Origin of the sequence: Shewanella youngdeokensis (genome assembly GCF_033180165.1) — a bacterium.
Classification (GTDB): domain Bacteria; phylum Pseudomonadota; class Gammaproteobacteria; order Enterobacterales; family Shewanellaceae; genus Shewanella; species Shewanella youngdeokensis.
Map to the genome: position 1 here is coordinate 3,799,908 of NZ_CP136522.1, position 20,462 is coordinate 3,820,369.

General features: G+C 49.0%; 1 protein-coding gene. It reads left to right on the forward strand.

The window, feature by feature from the left end; genetic code table 11:
• Positions 1-112: 112 nt before the first annotated feature.
• Positions 113-20,425, forward strand: a complete 20,313-nt coding sequence (locus tag RGE70_RS16435; RefSeq protein ID WP_310472518.1) for a VCBS domain-containing protein — start codon at positions 113-115, stop codon at positions 20,423-20,425.
• Positions 20,426-20,462: the final 37 nt, after the last annotated feature.

Sequence of the window (20,462 nt, forward strand, 5' to 3'; positions counted from 1 at the left end):
ACCCTAATAGCGTACAAACTTCATACAAGCGTAACTGTCTCTAAAAATCATAAGCAGTGGAACATCTTCACTCAGCTAAAGGAATAGGCATCAACATTGAGAGTATTACATCATGGTTAAATATATTTTAAAGCTAAATGCAACCGTAGTAGAGCTTACAGGTGTGGTGAATGGCCAAAATGCACAAGGTCAAACTATCGCCTTAGCAGTGGGTGATACTTTGGAGCAAAATACGACCTTCGATGCAGCTGAAGATGCCACCTTTAAATTGCAATATAGCGACGGCACGGTTGAAACAAATGCAAGCGCGCCCGATGCTGAAAGCGCAACATCCGGCTTTGAAGCAACTACATCAGCTGAAGTTGACTCTGAAATTGCCGCATTACAAGAACTTATTTTAAGCGGTGAAGATCCAACAGAGGGGCTTCCAGATACCGCCGCAGGTGAAGCAGCCCCAACAGGCAATGAAGGCGGCGGCTTTACATTTGTCGGTCGTGCTGGTGATGAAACCCTTGCCGCAGCCGTTTATGACACCGTAGGCTTTGAGCTAGAGGAAGATGAACGTATAGAAGAGCAAGTAGGATTTTTAGAACAGTTTGCACAACCAGAAATATCGTCAAGCTCTGTAACCGTTTTGGAAAATAACCTCGAACAAGGCTCTGATCCCCAAGCTGACCTGTTAACGCAGGCAGGAGTCATTACCGTTTCAGTGCAAGCTGGTATTAACACGCTAACCATTGATGGTATTGATATATTTATTGATGGTAACTTTGCAGGACCGGTGACCATTGACAGTGAGTTTGGTGAACTGGTTGTGACTGATTTCAACCCTATAACGTCAGCTATCAGCTATGAATACACACTTACCGATCCATCCGCTCATAGTAACTCAGACACTAATAGTGAGCTATTTGAGTTAACATTAACCGATAATCAAGGTGTTACAGTAACCTCATCGATTACAGCCAATATTGTCGATGATGCACCGTCGGGTGCAGATGATAGCAATACGATTAACGAAGACAACGAAAACCCCGTTACAGGCAACGTGTTAAATAACGATACCTTAGGCGCAGATTCAGCCGAAATAACCCAAGTTTCGACGGCAGCAGGCTCGGTAAACTTAGCCAGTAGCAATGTTATTTCAGGCACCTTTGGCACGCTAACAATATTGGCCGACGGTAGCTATAGCTATGAACTTAATAGCGATTCGGAACAGCTACAACAACTGCAGTTAAATGAACAAACAACTGACGCTTTCAACTACACTCTAGTTGATGCTGATGGCGATGAGATCACCCAAACTCTAACCATTACTATTTTAGGCGATAACGATACTCCAGTTATTACCTCTTCAACTACAGACGCCACAGGTACTACCCTTGAGGCCGGCGTGATGGACGGCGGAAATGAAAGCGAGCCGGGAATAATCAGCACTGGTGGTACCTTAACCGCCAGCGATATAGACACCGACTCAACAACCAGTTGGAGCGTTGAACCAGAAGCTGGCGAGTACGGCGATTTTAGTATCGATGCCGACACTGGCGAGTGGACTTACACCTTGGCCGACAATGAATTAGTTGACGCCCTCGCCCAAGGTGAAACTCGCGATGAAACCTTCCTCGTTACAGTGACAGATGAGCACGGCGCTTTTAGTACCCAACTTGTCACCGTTACCGTTAATGGCACTAACGATATTCCACTTATCACTTCGAGCATTGAAGATGCGACGGGGACTGTCACTGAATCAGGTGTTATGGATGGCGGCAACGAACCAGAGCCAGGTAACGCGAGCACTGGCGGTACCTTGACCGCCAGCGATATAGACACCGACTCAACTACCAGTTGGAGCGTTGAACCAGAAGCTGGCGAGTACGGCGATTTTAGTATCGATGCTGACACTGGCGAGTGGACCTACACCTTAGCCGACAATGAATTAGTTGACGCCCTCGCCCAAGGTGAAACTCGCGATGAAACCTTCCTCGTTACAGTGACAGATGAGCACGGCGCTTTTAGTACCCAACTTGTCACCGTTACCGTTAATGGCACTAACGATATTCCGCTTATCACTTCTAGCATTGAAGATGCGACGGGGTCTGTCACTGAATCAGGTGTTATGGATGGCGGCAACGAACCAGAGCCAGGTAACGCGAGTACTGGCGGTACCTTGACCGCCAGCGATATAGACACCGACTCAACTACCAGTTGGAGCGTTGAACCAGAAGCTGGCGAGTACGGCGATTTTAGTATCGATGCAGACACTGGCGAGTGGACCTACACCTTAGCCGACAATGAATTAGTTGATGCCCTCGCCCAAGGTGAAACTCGCGATGAAACCTTCCTCGTTACAGTGACAGATGAGCACGGCGCTTTTAGTACCCAACTCGTCACCGTTACCGTTAATGGCACCAACGATATTCCACTTATCACTTCGAGCATTGAAGATGCGACGGGGACTGTCACTGAATCAGGTGTTATGGATGGCGGCAACGAACCAGAGCCAGGTAACGCGAGCACTGGCGGTACCTTGACCGCCAGCGATATAGACACCGACTCAACAACCAGTTGGAGCGTTGAACCAGAAGCTGGCGAGTACGGCGATTTTAGTATCGATGCCGACACTGGCGAGTGGACTTACACCTTGGCCGACAATGAATTAGTTGACGCCCTCGCCCAAGGTGAAACTCGCGATGAAACCTTCCTCGTTACAGTGACAGATGAGCACGGCGCTTTTAGTACCCAACTTGTCACCGTTACCGTTAATGGCACCAACGATATTCCGCTTATCACTTCTAGCATTGAAGATGCGACGGGTTCAGTCACTGAATCAGGTGTTATGGATGGCGGCAACGAACCAGAGCCAGGTAACGCAAGCACTGGCGGTACCTTGACCGCCAGCGATATAGACACCGACTCAACAACCAGTTGGAGCGTTGAACCAGAAGCTGGCGAGTACGGCGATTTTAGTATCGATGCTGACACTGGCGAGTGGACCTACAACTTAGCCGACAATGAATTAGTTGACGCCCTCGCCCAAGGTGAAACTCGCGATGAAACCTTCCTTGTTACAGTGACAGATGAGCACGGCGCTTTTAGTACACAGTTGGTCACGGTGACTGTGTCAGGAACTAATAGTATTCCAGAGATCACCTCTACACTCGACGATGCAACAGGAACAGTTCTTGAAGCTGGCGTAATGGACGGCGGCAATGAACCAGAGCTTGGAGTACTCACAGCCAATGGTACGTTAACCGCAAGCGATATTGATAATGGTTCAAGCGCTAGCTGGAGCGTTGAACCAGAAGCTGGCGAGTACGGCGATTTTAGCATCGATGCCGATACTGGCGAGTGGATCTACACCTTGGCCGACAATGAATTAGTTGATGCCCTCGCCCAAGGTGAAACTCACGACGAGACCTTCCTCGCTACGGTGACTGATGAATTTGGTGCGTTCAGTACCCAACTGGTCACCGTAACAGTTGCCGGCACTAACGATATTCCGCTTATCACCTCGAGCATTGAAGATGCCACCGGCAGTGTAAACGAAGCTGGTGTAGTCGATATTAATGACAACGGTAATACGCCTGTAGCCGCAGTGCTAACAGCAGGCGGAACCTTAACTGCAAGTGATGTCGATAATAACGCCACGCAAAGCTGGAGCTTTGAGGCACAAACTAACGACTACGGTAGCTTTGAGATTGATGCCGATACTGGCGAGTGGACTTACACTCTAGCCGACAATGAATTAGTTGACACCCTCGCTGAAGGTGAAACTCACGATGAGATCTTCCTCGCCACGGTGACTGATGAATTTGGTGCGTTCAGTACCCAGCTGGTGACCGTAACAGTTGCCGGCACTAACGATATACCCGTGATCACCTCGAGCATTGAAGATGCTACCGGCAGTGTAAACGAAGCTGGTGTGGTCGATATTAATGACAACGGTAATACGCCTGTAGCGGCAGTGCTAACAGCAGGCGGAACCTTAACTGCAAGTGATGTCGATAATAATGCAACGCAAAGCTGGAGCTTTGAGGCACAAACTAACGACTACGGTAGTTTTGAGATTGATGCCGATACTGGCGAGTGGACTTACACTCTAGCCGACAATGAATTAGTTGACGCCCTCGCCGAAGGTGAAACTCACGACGAGATCTTCCTTGCCACGGTCACCGATGAGTTTGGTGCGTTTAGTACCCAGTTGGTGACCGTAACAGTTGCCGGCACTAACGATATTCCGCTTATCACTTCGAGCATTGAAGATGCCACCGGTAGCGTAAACGAAGCTGGTGTAGTCGATATTAATGACAACGGTAATACGCCAGTTGCCGCAGTGCTAACAGCAGGCGGAACCTTAACTGCGAGCGATGTCGATAATAATGCAACGCAAACTTGGAGCTTTGAGGCACAAACTAACGACTACGGTAGCTTTGAGATTGATGCCGATACTGGCGAGTGGACTTACACTCTAGCCGACAATGAATTAGTTGACGCCCTCGCCCAAGGTGAAACTCACGACGAGACCTTCCTTGCTACGGTCACCGATGAGTTTGGTGCGTTTAGTACCCAACTGGTCACCGTAACAGTAAGCGGCACTAACGATATTCCGCTTATCACCTCAAGCATCGATGATGCCACTGGCAGCGTAAACGAAGCTGGTGTGGTTGATATTAATGACAACGGTAATACGCCTGTAGCGGCTAACCTCACTGCCAACGGCACTCTCACCGCAAGTGATGTCGATAATAATGCAACACAAAGCTGGAGCTTTGAGGCACAAACTAACGACTACGGTAGTTTTGAGATTGATGCCGATACTGGCGAGTGGACTTACACCCTAGCTGATAACGCCCTTGTGGATGCATTAGCCGAAGGTGAAACTCACGACGAGACCTTCCTTGCCACGGTCACCGATGAGTTTGGTGCGTTTAGTACCCAACTGGTGACGGTAACAGTTGCCGGCACTAACGATATTCCGCTTATCACCTCAAGCATTGAAGATGCCACTGGCAGTGTAAACGAAGCTGGTGTGGTCGATATTAATGACAACGGTAATACGCCAGTCGCCGCAGTGCTAACAGCAGGCGGAACCTTAACTGCAAGTGATGTCGATAATAATGCCACCCAGGAATGGAGTTTTGAGGCACAAACTAACGACTACGGTAGTTTTGAGATTGATGCCGATACTGGCGAGTGGACTTACACCCTAGCCGAAAACGCCCTTGTGGATGCATTAGCCGAAGGTGAAACTCACGATGAGATCTTCCTTGCTACGGTCACCGATGAGTTTGGTGCGTTTAGTACCCAACTGGTGACGGTAACAGTTGCCGGTACTAACGATATTCCGCTTATCACTTCGAGCATTGAAGATGCCACCGGCAGCGTTAATGAAGCCGGTGTGGTCGATATTAATGACAACGGTAATACGCCTGTAGCGGCTAACCTCACTGCCAACGGCACTCTCACTGCGAGCGATGTCGATACCGGCGCAACGCAAAGCTGGAGCTTTGAGGCACAAACTAACGACTACGGTAGTTTTGAGATTGATGCCGATAGCGGCGAGTGGACTTACACCTTGGCCGACAATGAATTAGTTGACGCCCTCGCTCAAGGTGAAACTCACGATGAGATCTTCCTTGCCACGGTCACCGATGAGTTTGGTGCGTTTAGTACCCAACTGGTCACCGTAACAGTTGCCGGTACTAACGATATTCCGCTTATCACTTCGAGCATTGAAGATGCCACTGGTAGCGTCAATGAAGCTGGTGTAGTTGATATTAATGACAACGGTAATACCCCAGTTGCCGCAGTGCTAACAGCAGGCGGAACCTTAACTGCAAGTGATGTCGATAATAATGCAACGCAAAGCTGGAGCTTTGAGGCACAAACTAACGACTACGGTAGCTTTGAGATTGATGCTGATACTGGCGAGTGGACTTACACTCTAGCCGACAATGAATTAGTTGACGCTCTCGCCGAAGGTGAAACTCACGACGAGATCTTCCTTGCCACGGTCACCGATGAGTTTGGTGCGTTTAGTACCCAACTGGTGACGGTAACAGTTGCCGGTACTAACGATATTCCGCTTATCACTTCGAGCATTGAAGATGCCACCGGCAGCGTTAATGAAGCTGGTGTAGTTGATATTAATGACAACGGTAATACCCCAGTTGCCGCAGTGCTAACAGCAGGCGGAACCTTAACTGCGAGCGATGTCGATAATAACGCCACGCAAAGCTGGAGTTTTGAGGCACAAACTAACGTCTACGGTAGTTTTGAGATTGATGCCGATACTGGCGAGTGGACTTACACTCTAGCCGACAATGAATTAGTTGACGCTCTCGCTCAAGGTGAAACTCACGACGAGACCTTCCTCGCCACGGTGACTGATGAATTTGGTGCGTTCAGTACCCAGCTGGTGACCGTAACAGTTGCCGGCACTAACGATATTCCGCTGATCACCTCAAGCATTGAAGATGCCACTGGTAGCGTCAATGAAGCTGGTGTAGTTGATATTAATGACAACGTTAATACGCCTGTAGCGGCTAACCTCACAGCCAACGGCACCCTCACTGCGAGCGATATCGATACCGGCGCAACGCAAACTTGGAGCTTTGAGGCACAAACTAACGACTACGGTAGTTTTGAGATTGATGCCGATACTGGCGAGTGGACTTACACTCTAGCCGACAATGAATTAGTTGACGCCCTCGCCGAAGGTGAAACTCACGACGAGACCTTCCTCGCCACGGTGACTGATGAATTTGGTGCGTTCAGTACCCAGCTGGTGACCGTAACAGTTGCCGGCACTAACGATATTCCGCTTATCACTTCGAGCATTGAAGATGCCACCGGTAGCGTCAATGAAGCTGGTGTGGTCGATATTAATGACAACGGTAATACGCCAGTTGCCGCAGTGCTAACAGCAGGCGGAACCTTAACTGCGAGCGATGTCGATAATAACGCCACGCAAAGCTGGAGCTTTGAGGCACAAACTAACGACTACGGTAGCTTTGAGATTGATGCCGATACTGGCGAGTGGACTTACACCTTGGCCGACAATGAATTAGTCGATGCCCTCGCTGAAGGTGAAACTCACGATGAGATCTTCCTCGCCAAGGTGACTGATGAATTTGGTGCGTTCAGTACTCAGTTGGTCACCGTAACAGTAAGCGGTACTAACGATATTCCGCTTATCACTTCGAGCATTGAAGATGCGACCGGCAGCGTAAACGAAGCTGGTGTGGTCGATATTAATGACAACGGTAATACGCCGGTTGCGGCCAACCTCACAGCCAACGGCACCCTCACTGCGAGCGATGTCGATACCGGCGCAACGCAAAGCTGGAGCTTTGAGGCACAAACTAACGACTACGGTAGTTTTGAGATTGATGCCGATACTGGCGAGTGGACTTACACTCTAGCCGACAATGAATTAGTTGACGCTCTCGCTCAAGGTGAAACTCACGACGAGACCTTCCTCGCCACGGTGACTGATGAATTTGGTGCGTTCAGTACCCAGCTGGTGACCGTAACAGTTGCCGGCACTAACGATATTCCGCTTATCACTTCGAGCATTGAAGATGCCACCGGCAGCGTTAATGAAGCTGGTGTGGTCGATATTAACGACAACGGTAATACGCCTGTAGCGGCTAACCTCACTGCCAGCGGCACTCTCACTGCGAGCGATATCGATAATAACGCCACCCAGGAATGGAGCTTTGAGGCACAAACTAACGACTACGGTAGTTTTGAGATTGATGCCGATACTGGCGAGTGGACTTACACCTTGGCCGACAATGAATTAGTTGACGCCCTCGCCCAAGGTGAAACTCACGATGAGATCTTCCTTGCCACGGTCACCGATGAGTTTGGTGCGTTTAGTACCCAACTGGTCACCGTAACAGTAAGCGGCACTAACGATATTCCGCTTATCACTTCGAGCATTGAAGATGCCACCGGCAGTGTAAGCGAAGCTGGTGTGGTCGATATTAACGACAACGGTAATACGCCTGTAGCGGCTAACCTCACTGCCAGCGGCACTCTCACTGCAAGTGATGTCGATAATAACGCCACCCAGGAATGGAGCTTTGAGGCACAAACTAACGACTACGGTAGCTTTGAGATTGATGCCGATACTGGTGAGTGGACTTACACCTTGGCCGAAAACGCCCTTGTGGATGCATTAGCCGAAGGCGAGACTCACGACGAGACCTTCCTCGCCACGGTCACCGATGAGTTTGGTGCGTTCAGTACCCAGCTGGTGACCGTAACAGTTGCCGGCACTAACGATATTCCGCTTATCACTTCGAGCATTGAAGATGCCACCGGCAGTGTAAACGAAGCTGGTGTGGTTGATATTAACGACAACGGTAATACCCCAGTTGCCGCAGTGCTAACAGCAGGCGGAACCTTAACTGCAAGTGATGTCGATAATAACGCCACCCAGGAATGGAGTTTTGAGGCACAAACTAACGACTACGGTAGCTTTGAGATTGATGCCGATAGCGGCGAGTGGACTTACACCTTGGCCGAAAACGCCCTTGTGGATGCATTGGCCGAAGGTGAAACTCACGATGAGATCTTCCTTGCCACGGTCACCGATGAGTTTGGTGCGTTCAGTACCCAACTGGTGACGGTAACAGTTAATGGCACTAACGATATACCCGTGATCACCTCAAGCATTGAAGATGCCACCGGTAGCGTCAATGAAGCTGGTGTGGTCGATATTAATGACAACGGTAATACGCCAGTTGCCGCAGTGCTAACAGCAGGCGGAACCTTAACTGCAAGTGATGTCGATAATAACGCCACGCAAAGCTGGAGTTTTGAGGCACAAACTAACGTCTACGGTAGCTTTGAGATTGATGCCGATACTGGCGAGTGGACTTACACCCTAGCCGAAAACGCCCTTGTGGATGCATTAGCCGAAGGTGAAACTCACGATGAGATCTTCCTTGCTACGGTCACCGATGAGTTTGGTGCGTTCAGTACCCAGCTGGTGACGGTAACAGTTGCCGGCACTAACGATATACCCGTGATCACCTCGAGCATTGAAGATGCTACCGGCAGTGTAAACGAAGCTGGTGTGGTCGATATTAATGACAACGGTAATACGCCAGTTGCCGCAGTGCTAACAGCAGGCGGAACCTTAACTGCAAGTGATGTCGATAATAACGCCACCCAGGAATGGAGTTTTGAGGCACAAACTAACGACTACGGTAGTTTTGAGATTGATGCCGATACTGGCGAGTGGACTTACACTCTAGCCGACAATGAATTAGTTGACGCCCTCGCCGAAGGTGAAACTCACGACGAGATCTTCCTTGCCACGGTCACCGATGAGTTTGGTGCGTTTAGTACCCAGTTGGTGACCGTAACAGTTGCCGGCACTAACGATATTCCGCTTATCACTTCGAGCATTGAAGATGCCACCGGCAGCGTAAACGAAGCTGGTGTGGTCGATATTAATGACAACGGTAATACGCCAGTTGCCGCAGTGCTAACAGCAGGCGGAACCTTAACTGCAAGTGATGTCGATAATAACGCCACGCAAAGCTGGAGTTTTGAGGCACAAACTAACGACTACGGTAGCTTTGAGATTGATGCCGATACTGGCGAGTGGACTTACACCTTGGCTGATAACGCCCTTGTGGATGCATTGGCCGAAGGTGAAACTCACGATGAGACCTTCCTTGCTACGGTCACCGATGAGTTTGGTGCGTTTAGTACCCAACTGGTCACCGTAACAGTTGCCGGTACTAACGATATTCCGCTTATCACTTCGAGCATTGAAGATGCCACTGGTAGCGTCAATGAAGCTGGTGTAGTTGATATTAATGACAACGGTAATACCCCAGTTGCCGCAGTGCTAACAGCAGGCGGAACCTTAACTGCGAGCGATATCGATAATAACGCCACCCAGGAATGGAGTTTTGAGGCACAAACTAACGACTACGGTAGCTTTGAGATTGATGCCGATACTGGCGAGTGGACTTACACTCTAGCCGACAATGAATTAGTTGACGCCCTCGCTGAAGGTGAAACTCACGATGAGATCTTCCTCGCCACGGTGACTGATGAATTTGGTGCGTTCAGTACCCAGCTGGTGACCGTAACAGTTGCCGGCACTAACGATATACCCGTGATCACCTCGAGCATTGAAGATGCTACCGGCAGTGTCAATGAAGCTGGTGTGGTCGATATTAATGACAACGGTAATACGCCAGTTGCCGCAGTGCTAACAGCAGGCGGAACCTTAACTGCAAGTGATGTCGATAATAACGCCACCCAGGAATGGAGTTTTGAGGCACAAACTAACGACTACGGTAGTTTTGAGATTGATGCCGATACTGGCGAGTGGACTTACACCTTGGCCGACAATGAATTAGTTGACGCCCTCGCCGAAGGTGAAACTCACGACGAGACTTTCCTTGCTACGGTCACCGATGAGTTTGGTGCGTTTAGCACCCAGCTGGTGACGGTCACAGTAAGCGGTACTAACGATATTCCGCTTATCACCTCAAGCATTGAAGATGCCACCGGTAGCGTCAATGAAGCTGGTGTAGTTGATATTAATGACAACGGTAATACCCCAGTTGCCGCAGTGCTAACAGCAGGCGGAACCTTAACTGCAAGTGATGTCGATAATAATGCAACGCAAACTTGGAGCTTTGAGGCACAAACTAACGACTACGGTAGCTTTGAGATTGATGCCGATACTGGCGAGTGGACTTACACCTTGGCCGACAATGAATTAGTTGACGCCCTCGCCGAAGGTGAAACTCACGATGAGATCTTCCTTGCCACGGTCACCGATGAGTTTGGTGCGTTTAGTACCCAACTGGTGACGGTAACAGTTGCCGGTACTAACGATATTCCGCTTATCACCTCGAGCATTGAAGATGCCACTGGTAGCGTCAATGAAGCTGGTGTAGTCGATATTAATGACAACGGTAATACGCCTGTAGCGGCCAACCTCACTGCCAACGGCACCCTCACTGCGAGCGATGTCGATACCGGCGCAACGCAAAGCTGGAGCTTTGAGGCACAAACTAACGACTACGGTAGTTTTGAGATTGATGCCGATACTGGCGAGTGGACTTACACCCTAGCTGATAACGCCCTTGTGGATGCATTAGCCGAAGGCGAGACTCACGACGAGACCTTCCTCGCTACGGTCACCGATGAGTTTGGTGCGTTTAGTACCCAACTGGTGACGGTAACAGTTAATGGTACTAACGATATTCCGCTGATCACCTCAAGCATTGAAGATGCCACTGGCAGCGTAAACGAAGCTGGTGTGGTCGATATTAATGACAACGGTAATACGCCGGTTGCGGCTAACCTCACTGCCAACGGCACTTTAACTGCCAGCGATGTCGATACCGGCGCCACGCAAAGCTGGAGCTTTGAGGCACAAACTAACGTCTACGGTAGCTTTGAGATTGATGCCGATAGCGGCGAGTGGACTTACACCTTGGCCGACAATGAATTAGTTGACGCCCTCGCCCAAGGTGAAACTCACGACGAAACCTTCCTCGCTACGGTCACCGATGAGTTTGGTGCGTTTAGCACCCAACTGGTGACGGTAACCGTTGCTGGTACTAACGATATTCCGCTTATCACTTCGAGCATTGAAGATGCCACCGGCAGCGTAAACGAAGCCGGTGTGGTCGACATTAATGACAACGGTAACACGCCTGTAGCGGCTAACCTCACTGCCAACGGCACTCTCACTGCGAGCGATGTCGATACTGGCGCAACGCAAAGCTGGAGCTTTGAGGCACAAACTAACGACTACGGTAGCTTTGAGATTGATGCCGATACTGGCGAGTGGACTTACACCTTGGCCGACAATGAATTAGTCGACGCCCTCGCCCAAGGTGAAACTCACGACGAGATCTTCCTTGCCACGGTCACCGATGAGTTTGGTGCGTTTAGTACCCAACTGGTGACGGTAACAGTTGCCGGTACTAACGATATTCCGCTTATCACTTCGAGCATTGAAGATGCCACCGGCAGCGTCAATGAAGCTGGTGTGGTCGATATTAATGACAACGGTAATACGCCAGTTGCCGCAGTGCTAACAGCAGGCGGAACCTTAACTGCAAGTGATGTCGATAATAACGCCACCCAGGAATGGAGTTTTGAGGCACAAACTAACGACTACGGTAGTTTTGAGATTGATGCCGATAGCGGCGAGTGGACTTACACCTTGGCCGACAATGAATTAGTTGACGCCCTCGCCCAAGGTGAAACTCACGACGAAACCTTCCTCGCTACGGTCACCGATGAGTTTGGTGCGTTTAGCACCCAACTGGTGACGGTAACCGTTGCTGGTACTAACGATATTCCGCTTATCACTTCGAGCATTGAAGATGCCACCGGCAGCGTAAACGAAGCCGGTGTGGTCGACATTAATGACAACGGTAACACGCCTGTAGCGGCTAACCTCACTGCCAACGGCACTCTCACTGCGAGCGATGTCGATACTGGCGCAACGCAAAGCTGGAGCTTTGAGGCACAAACTAACGACTACGGTAGCTTTGAGATTGATGCCGATACTGGCGAGTGGACTTACACCTTGGCCGACAATGAATTAGTCGACGCCCTCGCCCAAGGTGAAACTCACGACGAGATCTTCCTTGCCACGGTCACCGATGAGTTTGGTGCGTTTAGTACCCAACTGGTGACGGTAACAGTTGCCGGTACTAACGATATTCCGCTTATCACTTCGAGCATTGAAGATGCCACCGGCAGCGTCAATGAAGCTGGTGTGGTCGATATTAATGACAACGGTAATACGCCAGTTGCCGCAGTGCTAACAGCAGGCGGAACCTTAACTGCAAGTGATGTCGATAATAACGCCACCCAGGAATGGAGTTTTGAGGCACAAACTAACGACTACGGTAGTTTTGAGATTGATGCCGATACTGGCGAGTGGACTTACACTCTAGCCGACAATGAATTAGTTGACGCCCTCGCCGAAGGTGAAACTCACGACGAGACCTTCCTCGCCACGGTCACCGATGAGTTTGGTGCGTTTAGCACCCAGCTGGTGACGGTCACAGTAAGCGGTACTAACGATATTCCGCTTATCACTTCGAGCATTGAAGATGCCACCGGTAGCGTCAATGAAGCTGGTGTAGTTGATATTAATGACAACGGTAATACCCCAGTTGCCGCAGTGCTAACAGCAGGCGGAACCTTAACTGCAAGTGATGTCGATAATAATGCAACGCAAACTTGGAGCTTTGAGGCACAAACTAACGACTACGGTAGCTTTGAGATTGATGCCGATACTGGCGAGTGGACTTACACTCTAGCCGACAATGAATTAGTTGACGCTCTCGCTCAAGGTGAAACTCACGACGAGACCTTCCTCGCCACGGTGACTGATGAATTTGGTGCGTTCAGTACCCAGCTGGTGACCGTAACAGTTGCCGGCACTAACGATATTCCGCTTATCACTTCGAGCATTGAAGATGCCACCGGCAGCGTTAATGAAGCTGGTGTGGTCGATATTAACGACAACGGTAATACGCCTGTAGCGGCTAACCTCACTGCCAGCGGCACTCTCACTGCGAGCGATATCGATAATAACGCCACCCAGGAATGGAGCTTTGAGGCACAAACTAACGACTACGGTAGTTTTGAGATTGATGCCGATACTGGCGAGTGGACTTACACCTTGGCCGACAATGAATTAGTTGACGCCCTCGCCCAAGGTGAAACTCACGATGAGATCTTCCTTGCCACGGTCACCGATGAGTTTGGTGCGTTTAGTACCCAACTGGTCACCGTAACAGTAAGCGGCACTAACGATATTCCGCTTATCACTTCGAGCATTGAAGATGCCACCGGTAGCGTCAATGAAGCTGGTGTAGTTGATATTAATGACAACGGTAATACCCCAGTTGCCGCAGTGCTAACAGCAGGCGGAACCTTAACTGCAAGTGATGTCGATAATAATGCAACGCAAACTTGGAGCTTTGAGGCACAAACTAACGACTACGGTAGCTTTGAGATTGATGCCGATACTGGCGAGTGGACTTACACCTTGGCCGACAATGAATTAGTTGACGCCCTCGCCGAAGGTGAAACTCACGATGAGATCTTCCTTGCCACGGTCACCGATGAGTTTGGTGCGTTTAGTACCCAACTGGTGACGGTAACAGTTGCCGGTACTAACGATATTCCGCTTATCACCTCGAGCATTGAAGATGCCACTGGTAGCGTCAATGAAGCTGGTGTAGTCGATATTAATGACAACGGTAATACGCCTGTAGCGGCCAACCTCACTGCCAACGGCACCCTCACTGCGAGCGATGTCGATACCGGCGCAACGCAAAGCTGGAGCTTTGAGGCACAAACTAACGACTACGGTAGTTTTGAGATTGATGCCGATACTGGCGAGTGGACTTACACCCTAGCTGATAACGCCCTTGTGGATGCATTAGCCGAAGGCGAGACTCACGACGAGACCTTCCTCGCTACGGTCACCGATGAGTTTGGTGCGTTTAGTACCCAACTGGTGACGGTAACAGTTAATGGTACTAACGATATTCCGCTGATCACCTCAAGCATTGAAGATGCCACTGGCAGCGTAAACGAAGCTGGTGTGGTCGATATTAATGACAACGGTAATACGCCGGTTGCGGCTAACCTCACTGCCAACGGCACTTTAACTGCCAGCGATGTCGATACCGGCGCCACGCAAAGCTGGAGCTTTGAGGCACAAACTAACGTCTACGGTAGCTTTGAGATTGATGCCGATAGCGGCGAGTGGACTTACACCTTGGCCGACAATGAATTAGTTGACGCCCTCGCCCAAGGTGAAACTCACGACGAAACCTTCCTCGCTACGGTCACCGATGAGTTTGGTGCGTTTAGCACCCAACTGGTGACGGTAACCGTTGCTGGTACTAACGATATTCCGCTTATCACTTCGAGCATTGAAGATGCCACCGGCAGCGTAAACGAAGCCGGTGTGGTCGACATTAATGACAACGGTAACACGCCTGTAGCGGCTAACCTCACTGCCAACGGCACTCTCACTGCGAGCGATGTCGATACTGGCGCAACGCAAAGCTGGAGCTTTGAGGCACAAACTAACGACTACGGTAGCTTTGAGATTGATGCCGATACTGGCGAGTGGACTTACACCTTGGCCGACAATGAATTAGTCGACGCCCTCGCCCAAGGTGAAACTCACGACGAGATCTTCCTTGCCACGGTCACCGATGAGTTTGGTGCGTTTAGTACCCAACTGGTGACGGTAACAGTTGCCGGTACTAACGATATTCCGCTTATCACTTCGAGCATTGAAGATGCCACCGGCAGCGTCAATGAAGCTGGTGTGGTCGATATTAATGACAACGGTAATACGCCAGTTGCCGCAGTGCTAACAGCAGGCGGAACCTTAACTGCAAGTGATGTCGATAATAACGCCACCCAGGAATGGAGTTTTGAGGCACAAACTAACGACTACGGTAGTTTTGAGATTGATGCCGATACTGGCGAGTGGACTTACACTCTAGCCGACAATGAATTAGTTGACGCCCTCGCCGAAGGTGAAACTCACGACGAGACTTTCCTTGCTACGGTCACCGATGAGTTTGGTGCGTTTAGCACCCAGCTGGTGACGGTCACAGTAAGCGGTACTAACGATATTCCGCTTATCACTTCGAGCATTGAAGATGCCACCGGTAGCGTCAATGAAGCTGGTGTAGTTGATATTAATGACAACGGTAATACCCCAGTTGCCGCAGTGCTAACAGCAGGCGGAACCTTAACTGCAAGTGATGTCGATAATAATGCAACGCAAACTTGGAGCTTTGAGGCACAAACTAACGACTACGGTAGCTTTGAGATTGATGCCGATACTGGCGAGTGGACTTACACTCTAGCCGACAATGAATTAGTTGACGCTCTCGCTCAAGGTGAAACTCACGACGAGACCTTCCTCGCCACGGTGACTGATGAATTTGGTGCGTTCAGTACCCAGCTGGTGACCGTAACAGTTGCCGGCACTAACGATATTCCGCTTATCACTTCGAGCATTGAAGATGCCACCGGCAGCGTTAATGAAGCTGGTGTGGTCGATATTAACGACAACGGTAATACGCCTGTAGCGGCTAACCTCACTGCCAGCGGCACTCTCACTGCGAGCGATATCGATAATAACGCCACCCAGGAATGGAGCTTTGAGGCACAAACTAACGACTACGGTAGTTTTGAGATTGATGCCGATACTGGCGAGTGGACTTATACTCTGGCCGACAATACCCTCGTGGATGCATTGGCTGAAGGTGAAACTCACGACGAGACCTTCCTCGCTACTGTCACCGATGAGTTTGGTGCGTTTAGTACCCAACTGGTGACGGTCACAGTTGCCGGCACTAACGATATTCCGCTTATCACTTCGAGCATTGAAGATGCCACCGGCAGCGTCAATGAAGCCGGTGTTGTCGATATTAATGACAACGGCAATACGCCGGTAGCGGCTAACCTCACTGCCAGCGGCACTCTCACTGCGAGCGATGTCGATACCGGCGCAACGCAAAGCTGGAGCTTTGAGGCACAAACTAACGACTACGGTAGTTTTGAGATTGATGCCGATAGCGGCGAGTGGACTTACACTCTAGCCGAAAACACCCTTGTGGATGCATTGGCTGAAGGTGAAACTCACGACGAGACCTTCCTCGCTATAGTGACTGATGAGTTTGGTGCGTTTAGCACCCAGCTGGTGACGGTCACAGTTGCCGGTACTAACGATATTCCGCTTATCACCTCGAGCATTGAAGATGCCACTGGCAGCGTAAACGAAGCTGGTGTGGTCGATATTAATGACAACGGTAATACGCCAGTCGCCGCAGTGCTAACAGCAGGCGGAACCTTAACTGCAAGTGATGTCGATAATAACGCCACGCAAAGCTGGAGCTTTGAGGCACAAACTAACGACTACGGTAGTTTTGAGATTGATGCCGATAGCGGCGAGTGGACTTACACTCTAGCCGACAATGAATTAGTTGACGCCCTCGCCGAAGGTGAAACTCACGATGAGATCTTCCTTGCCACGGTCACCGATGAGTTTGGTGCGTTTAGTACCCAACTGGTCACCGTAACAGTTGCCGGCACTAACGATATTCCGCTTATCACTTCGAGCATTGACGATGCCACTGGCAGCGTAAACGAAGCTGGTGTAGTTGATATTAATGACAACGGTAATACCCCAGTTGCCGCAGTGCTAACAGCAGGCGGAACCTTAACCGCAAGTGATGTCGATAATAATGCAACGCAAAGCTGGAGCTTTGAGGCACAAACTAACGACTACGGTAGTTTTGAGATTGATGCCGATAGCGGCGAGTGGACTTACACTCTAGCCGAAAACACCCTTGTGGATGCATTGGCTGAAGGTGAAACTCACGACGAGATCTTCCTCGCTACAGTGACTGATGAGTTTGGTGCGTTTAGCACCCAGCTGGTGACGGTCACAGTTGCCGGTACTAACGATATTCCGCTTATCACCTCGAGCATTGAAGATGCCACTGGCAGCGTAAACGAAGCTGGTGTGGTCGATATTAATGACAACGGTAATACGCCAGTCGCCGCAGTGCTAACAGCAGGCGGAACCTTAACTGCAAGTGATGTCGATAATAACGCCACGCAAAGCTGGAGCTTTGAGGCACAAACTAACGACTACGGTAGTTTTGAGATTGATGCCGATAGCGGCGAGTGGACTTACACTCTAGCCGACAATGAATTAGTTGACGCCCTCGCCGAAGGTGAAACTCACGACGAGATTTTCCTTGCTACGGTCACCGATGAATTTGGTGCGTTTAGTACTCAGTTGGTGACGGTAACCGTTGCTGGTACTAACGATATACCACTTATCACCTCAAGCATTGAAGATGCCACCGGCAGCGTTAACGAAGCTGGTGTTGTTGATATTAATGACAACGGTAATACGCCTGTAGCGGCTAACCTCACTGCCAGCGGCACTCTCACCGCAAGTGATGTCGATAATAATGCAACGCAAAGCTGGAGCTTTGAGGCACAAACTAACGACTACGGTAGTTTTGAGATTGATGCCGATACTGGCGAGTGGACTTACACCTTGGCCGACAATGAATTAGTTGACGCCCTCGCCGAAGGTGAAACTCACGACGAGACCTTCCTCGCTACGGTCACCGATGAGTTTGGTGCGTTTAGTTCTCAGTTGGTAACCGTTACAGTTAATGGTACTAACGATATTCCGGTACTAACTATTGCCGAAAACACGGGTACCGTTACTGAAGATAGTATCGATGACCAGCAAACAGGTGACTTGATTGCCACAGGAACACTTACTACTTCAGATGTCGATAATGGTGACTCAGTAAGTCTATCTGTTGATTATCAAAACGATATATTATGGCAAAATAGCGCTAATGCTAACCTAAGTCCGCAGCAAATTAGCGACATAGTAGCTGGTTTCAGCCTTAATAGTGATGAACTAGGTTGGACTTACCAAATCAACAATGATCTAGTTGACTTTCTTGCTGATGGTGATGCGATAACCCTTAGTTTCGGGGTTACCGCAACAGATAGTAATGGGGCATATGATACTGAAACAGTCACTATTACCATTAATGGTACTAATGATCTTCCAACGGCACTAAACAACCAATATGACGTTGATTTTGGGAGTGTTGTTACAGGTAATATCATACTAGATGATACTGGTTCAGGAGTGGACAGCGACCCTGAAGATGGCTCACTGTCTATCACTCAAATTAACGGTATTGATTTAGTCTTTACCAATGGCACAGCAGAAGTCATATTGCAGGAAGGTATTTTATCCATCCAACCTGATGGTACATATACGTTCCAGCACACAAGCGACGACGCGACCCCTGTCAACTTTACTTATACAATAAGTGATACTGATGGTGGAACTGACACAGCGACAACCACAATTACAGTATTTAGCAGTAAAACCCTCAATGCTGGAGATGATAATTACACCGGTACTGACGGTAATGATACGATAGTTAGTGACACTACCGGCACCTTAGCAGGGGACGACTATAACCTAGCCTTTGTTATCGATTCATCTGGCAGTATGGGAACCTCTAGAGTAAACACTGCCAGAGAAGAAATAATCAAAGTTTTAGATACGCTCATCACTAATGCAAATCAACCTGGTGCGGGCACAGTAAATGTATTACTCGTTGATTTTGATTGGGATGCCACAATCCTTATTTCACTAGATTTAACCTCACCTACCGCTGCAATTGATATTGAAAATGCTCTTGATTTGATGACTAGTGGCGGTTACACCAATTACTTTGATGCATTTGATACAACTTATAATTGGTTTAATACCAATTATCCGCAAGGCAATAATAGAACGTTTTTCATTACCGATGGCAGCCCCAATACCGATAATGGTGAGCCTGGTAATTATTTCGATAATGCAGAAGCAGCATTTGAAGATCTTAATTCAGTTTCTGATGTACAAGCTATTGGTTTAGGGGGAAATATCAATAGTAGCATTTTGGAACAATTTGATTCAGACGGTAGCGTAATCAACAATTTAGATGTCAATGAACTGGCCGCAGCTATTTTAGAGTCTGATGTATTCCCAGGAAATGATGTTATTGATGCTGGTGATGGTGATGACATTGTTTTTGGTGATTTAACTGATTTTCTTGGTAATAACTTAGAGGGTATGGATTCAATAAGGGAGTATGTAGCAGGACAATTAAGTGCTACCTCTGTTACTGACTCTGAAGTACACGATTACATAATTGAAAACCTAAGTGAGTTTAATGTATCTCAATCGAATGATGGTAACGACCAATTAAATGGTGGCATCGGTAATGATATTTTGTTTGGTCAAGGCGGCAATGACATATTAAATGGTGAAGCTGACAATGACATTTTATTTGGCGGAGATGGTAACGACGTTATCACTGGTGGTTCTGGACGCGACCTTTTAGTTGGAGGTAAAGGAGACGATACTCTCTATGGTGGCACCCAAGCTACACCTGATGACAATGAACGAGACTTCTTCGAGTGGGGTAATGACGCAGCCGACAACAGTACCGATACCGTATACGGCTTTAACCATCAAGTTGATGTGTTGGATTTATCCGACTTACTTCTCAATGAAGAAAATGGCAACTTAGAAGACTTCTTATCATTTGGGTTTGCCGGTAACGATACCACCATCACTATTGATGCAGATGGTCTCGATACTGGAGTAGACGGAGTAACGATTGTGTTAAACGGGGTTGATTTATCAGATGTATATAGCAGTACTAGTTCCTCAGACATAATCAATGGATTAATTGCGGATGAAGCTTTAATCGTTGATCCGAATGACACCTTTATTCCTCCTTATGACCAGATAGACCAAGGAATTATCATTCCTTAGACTTATTAAATAATTAGCGAAATTTATTTAGCAATTT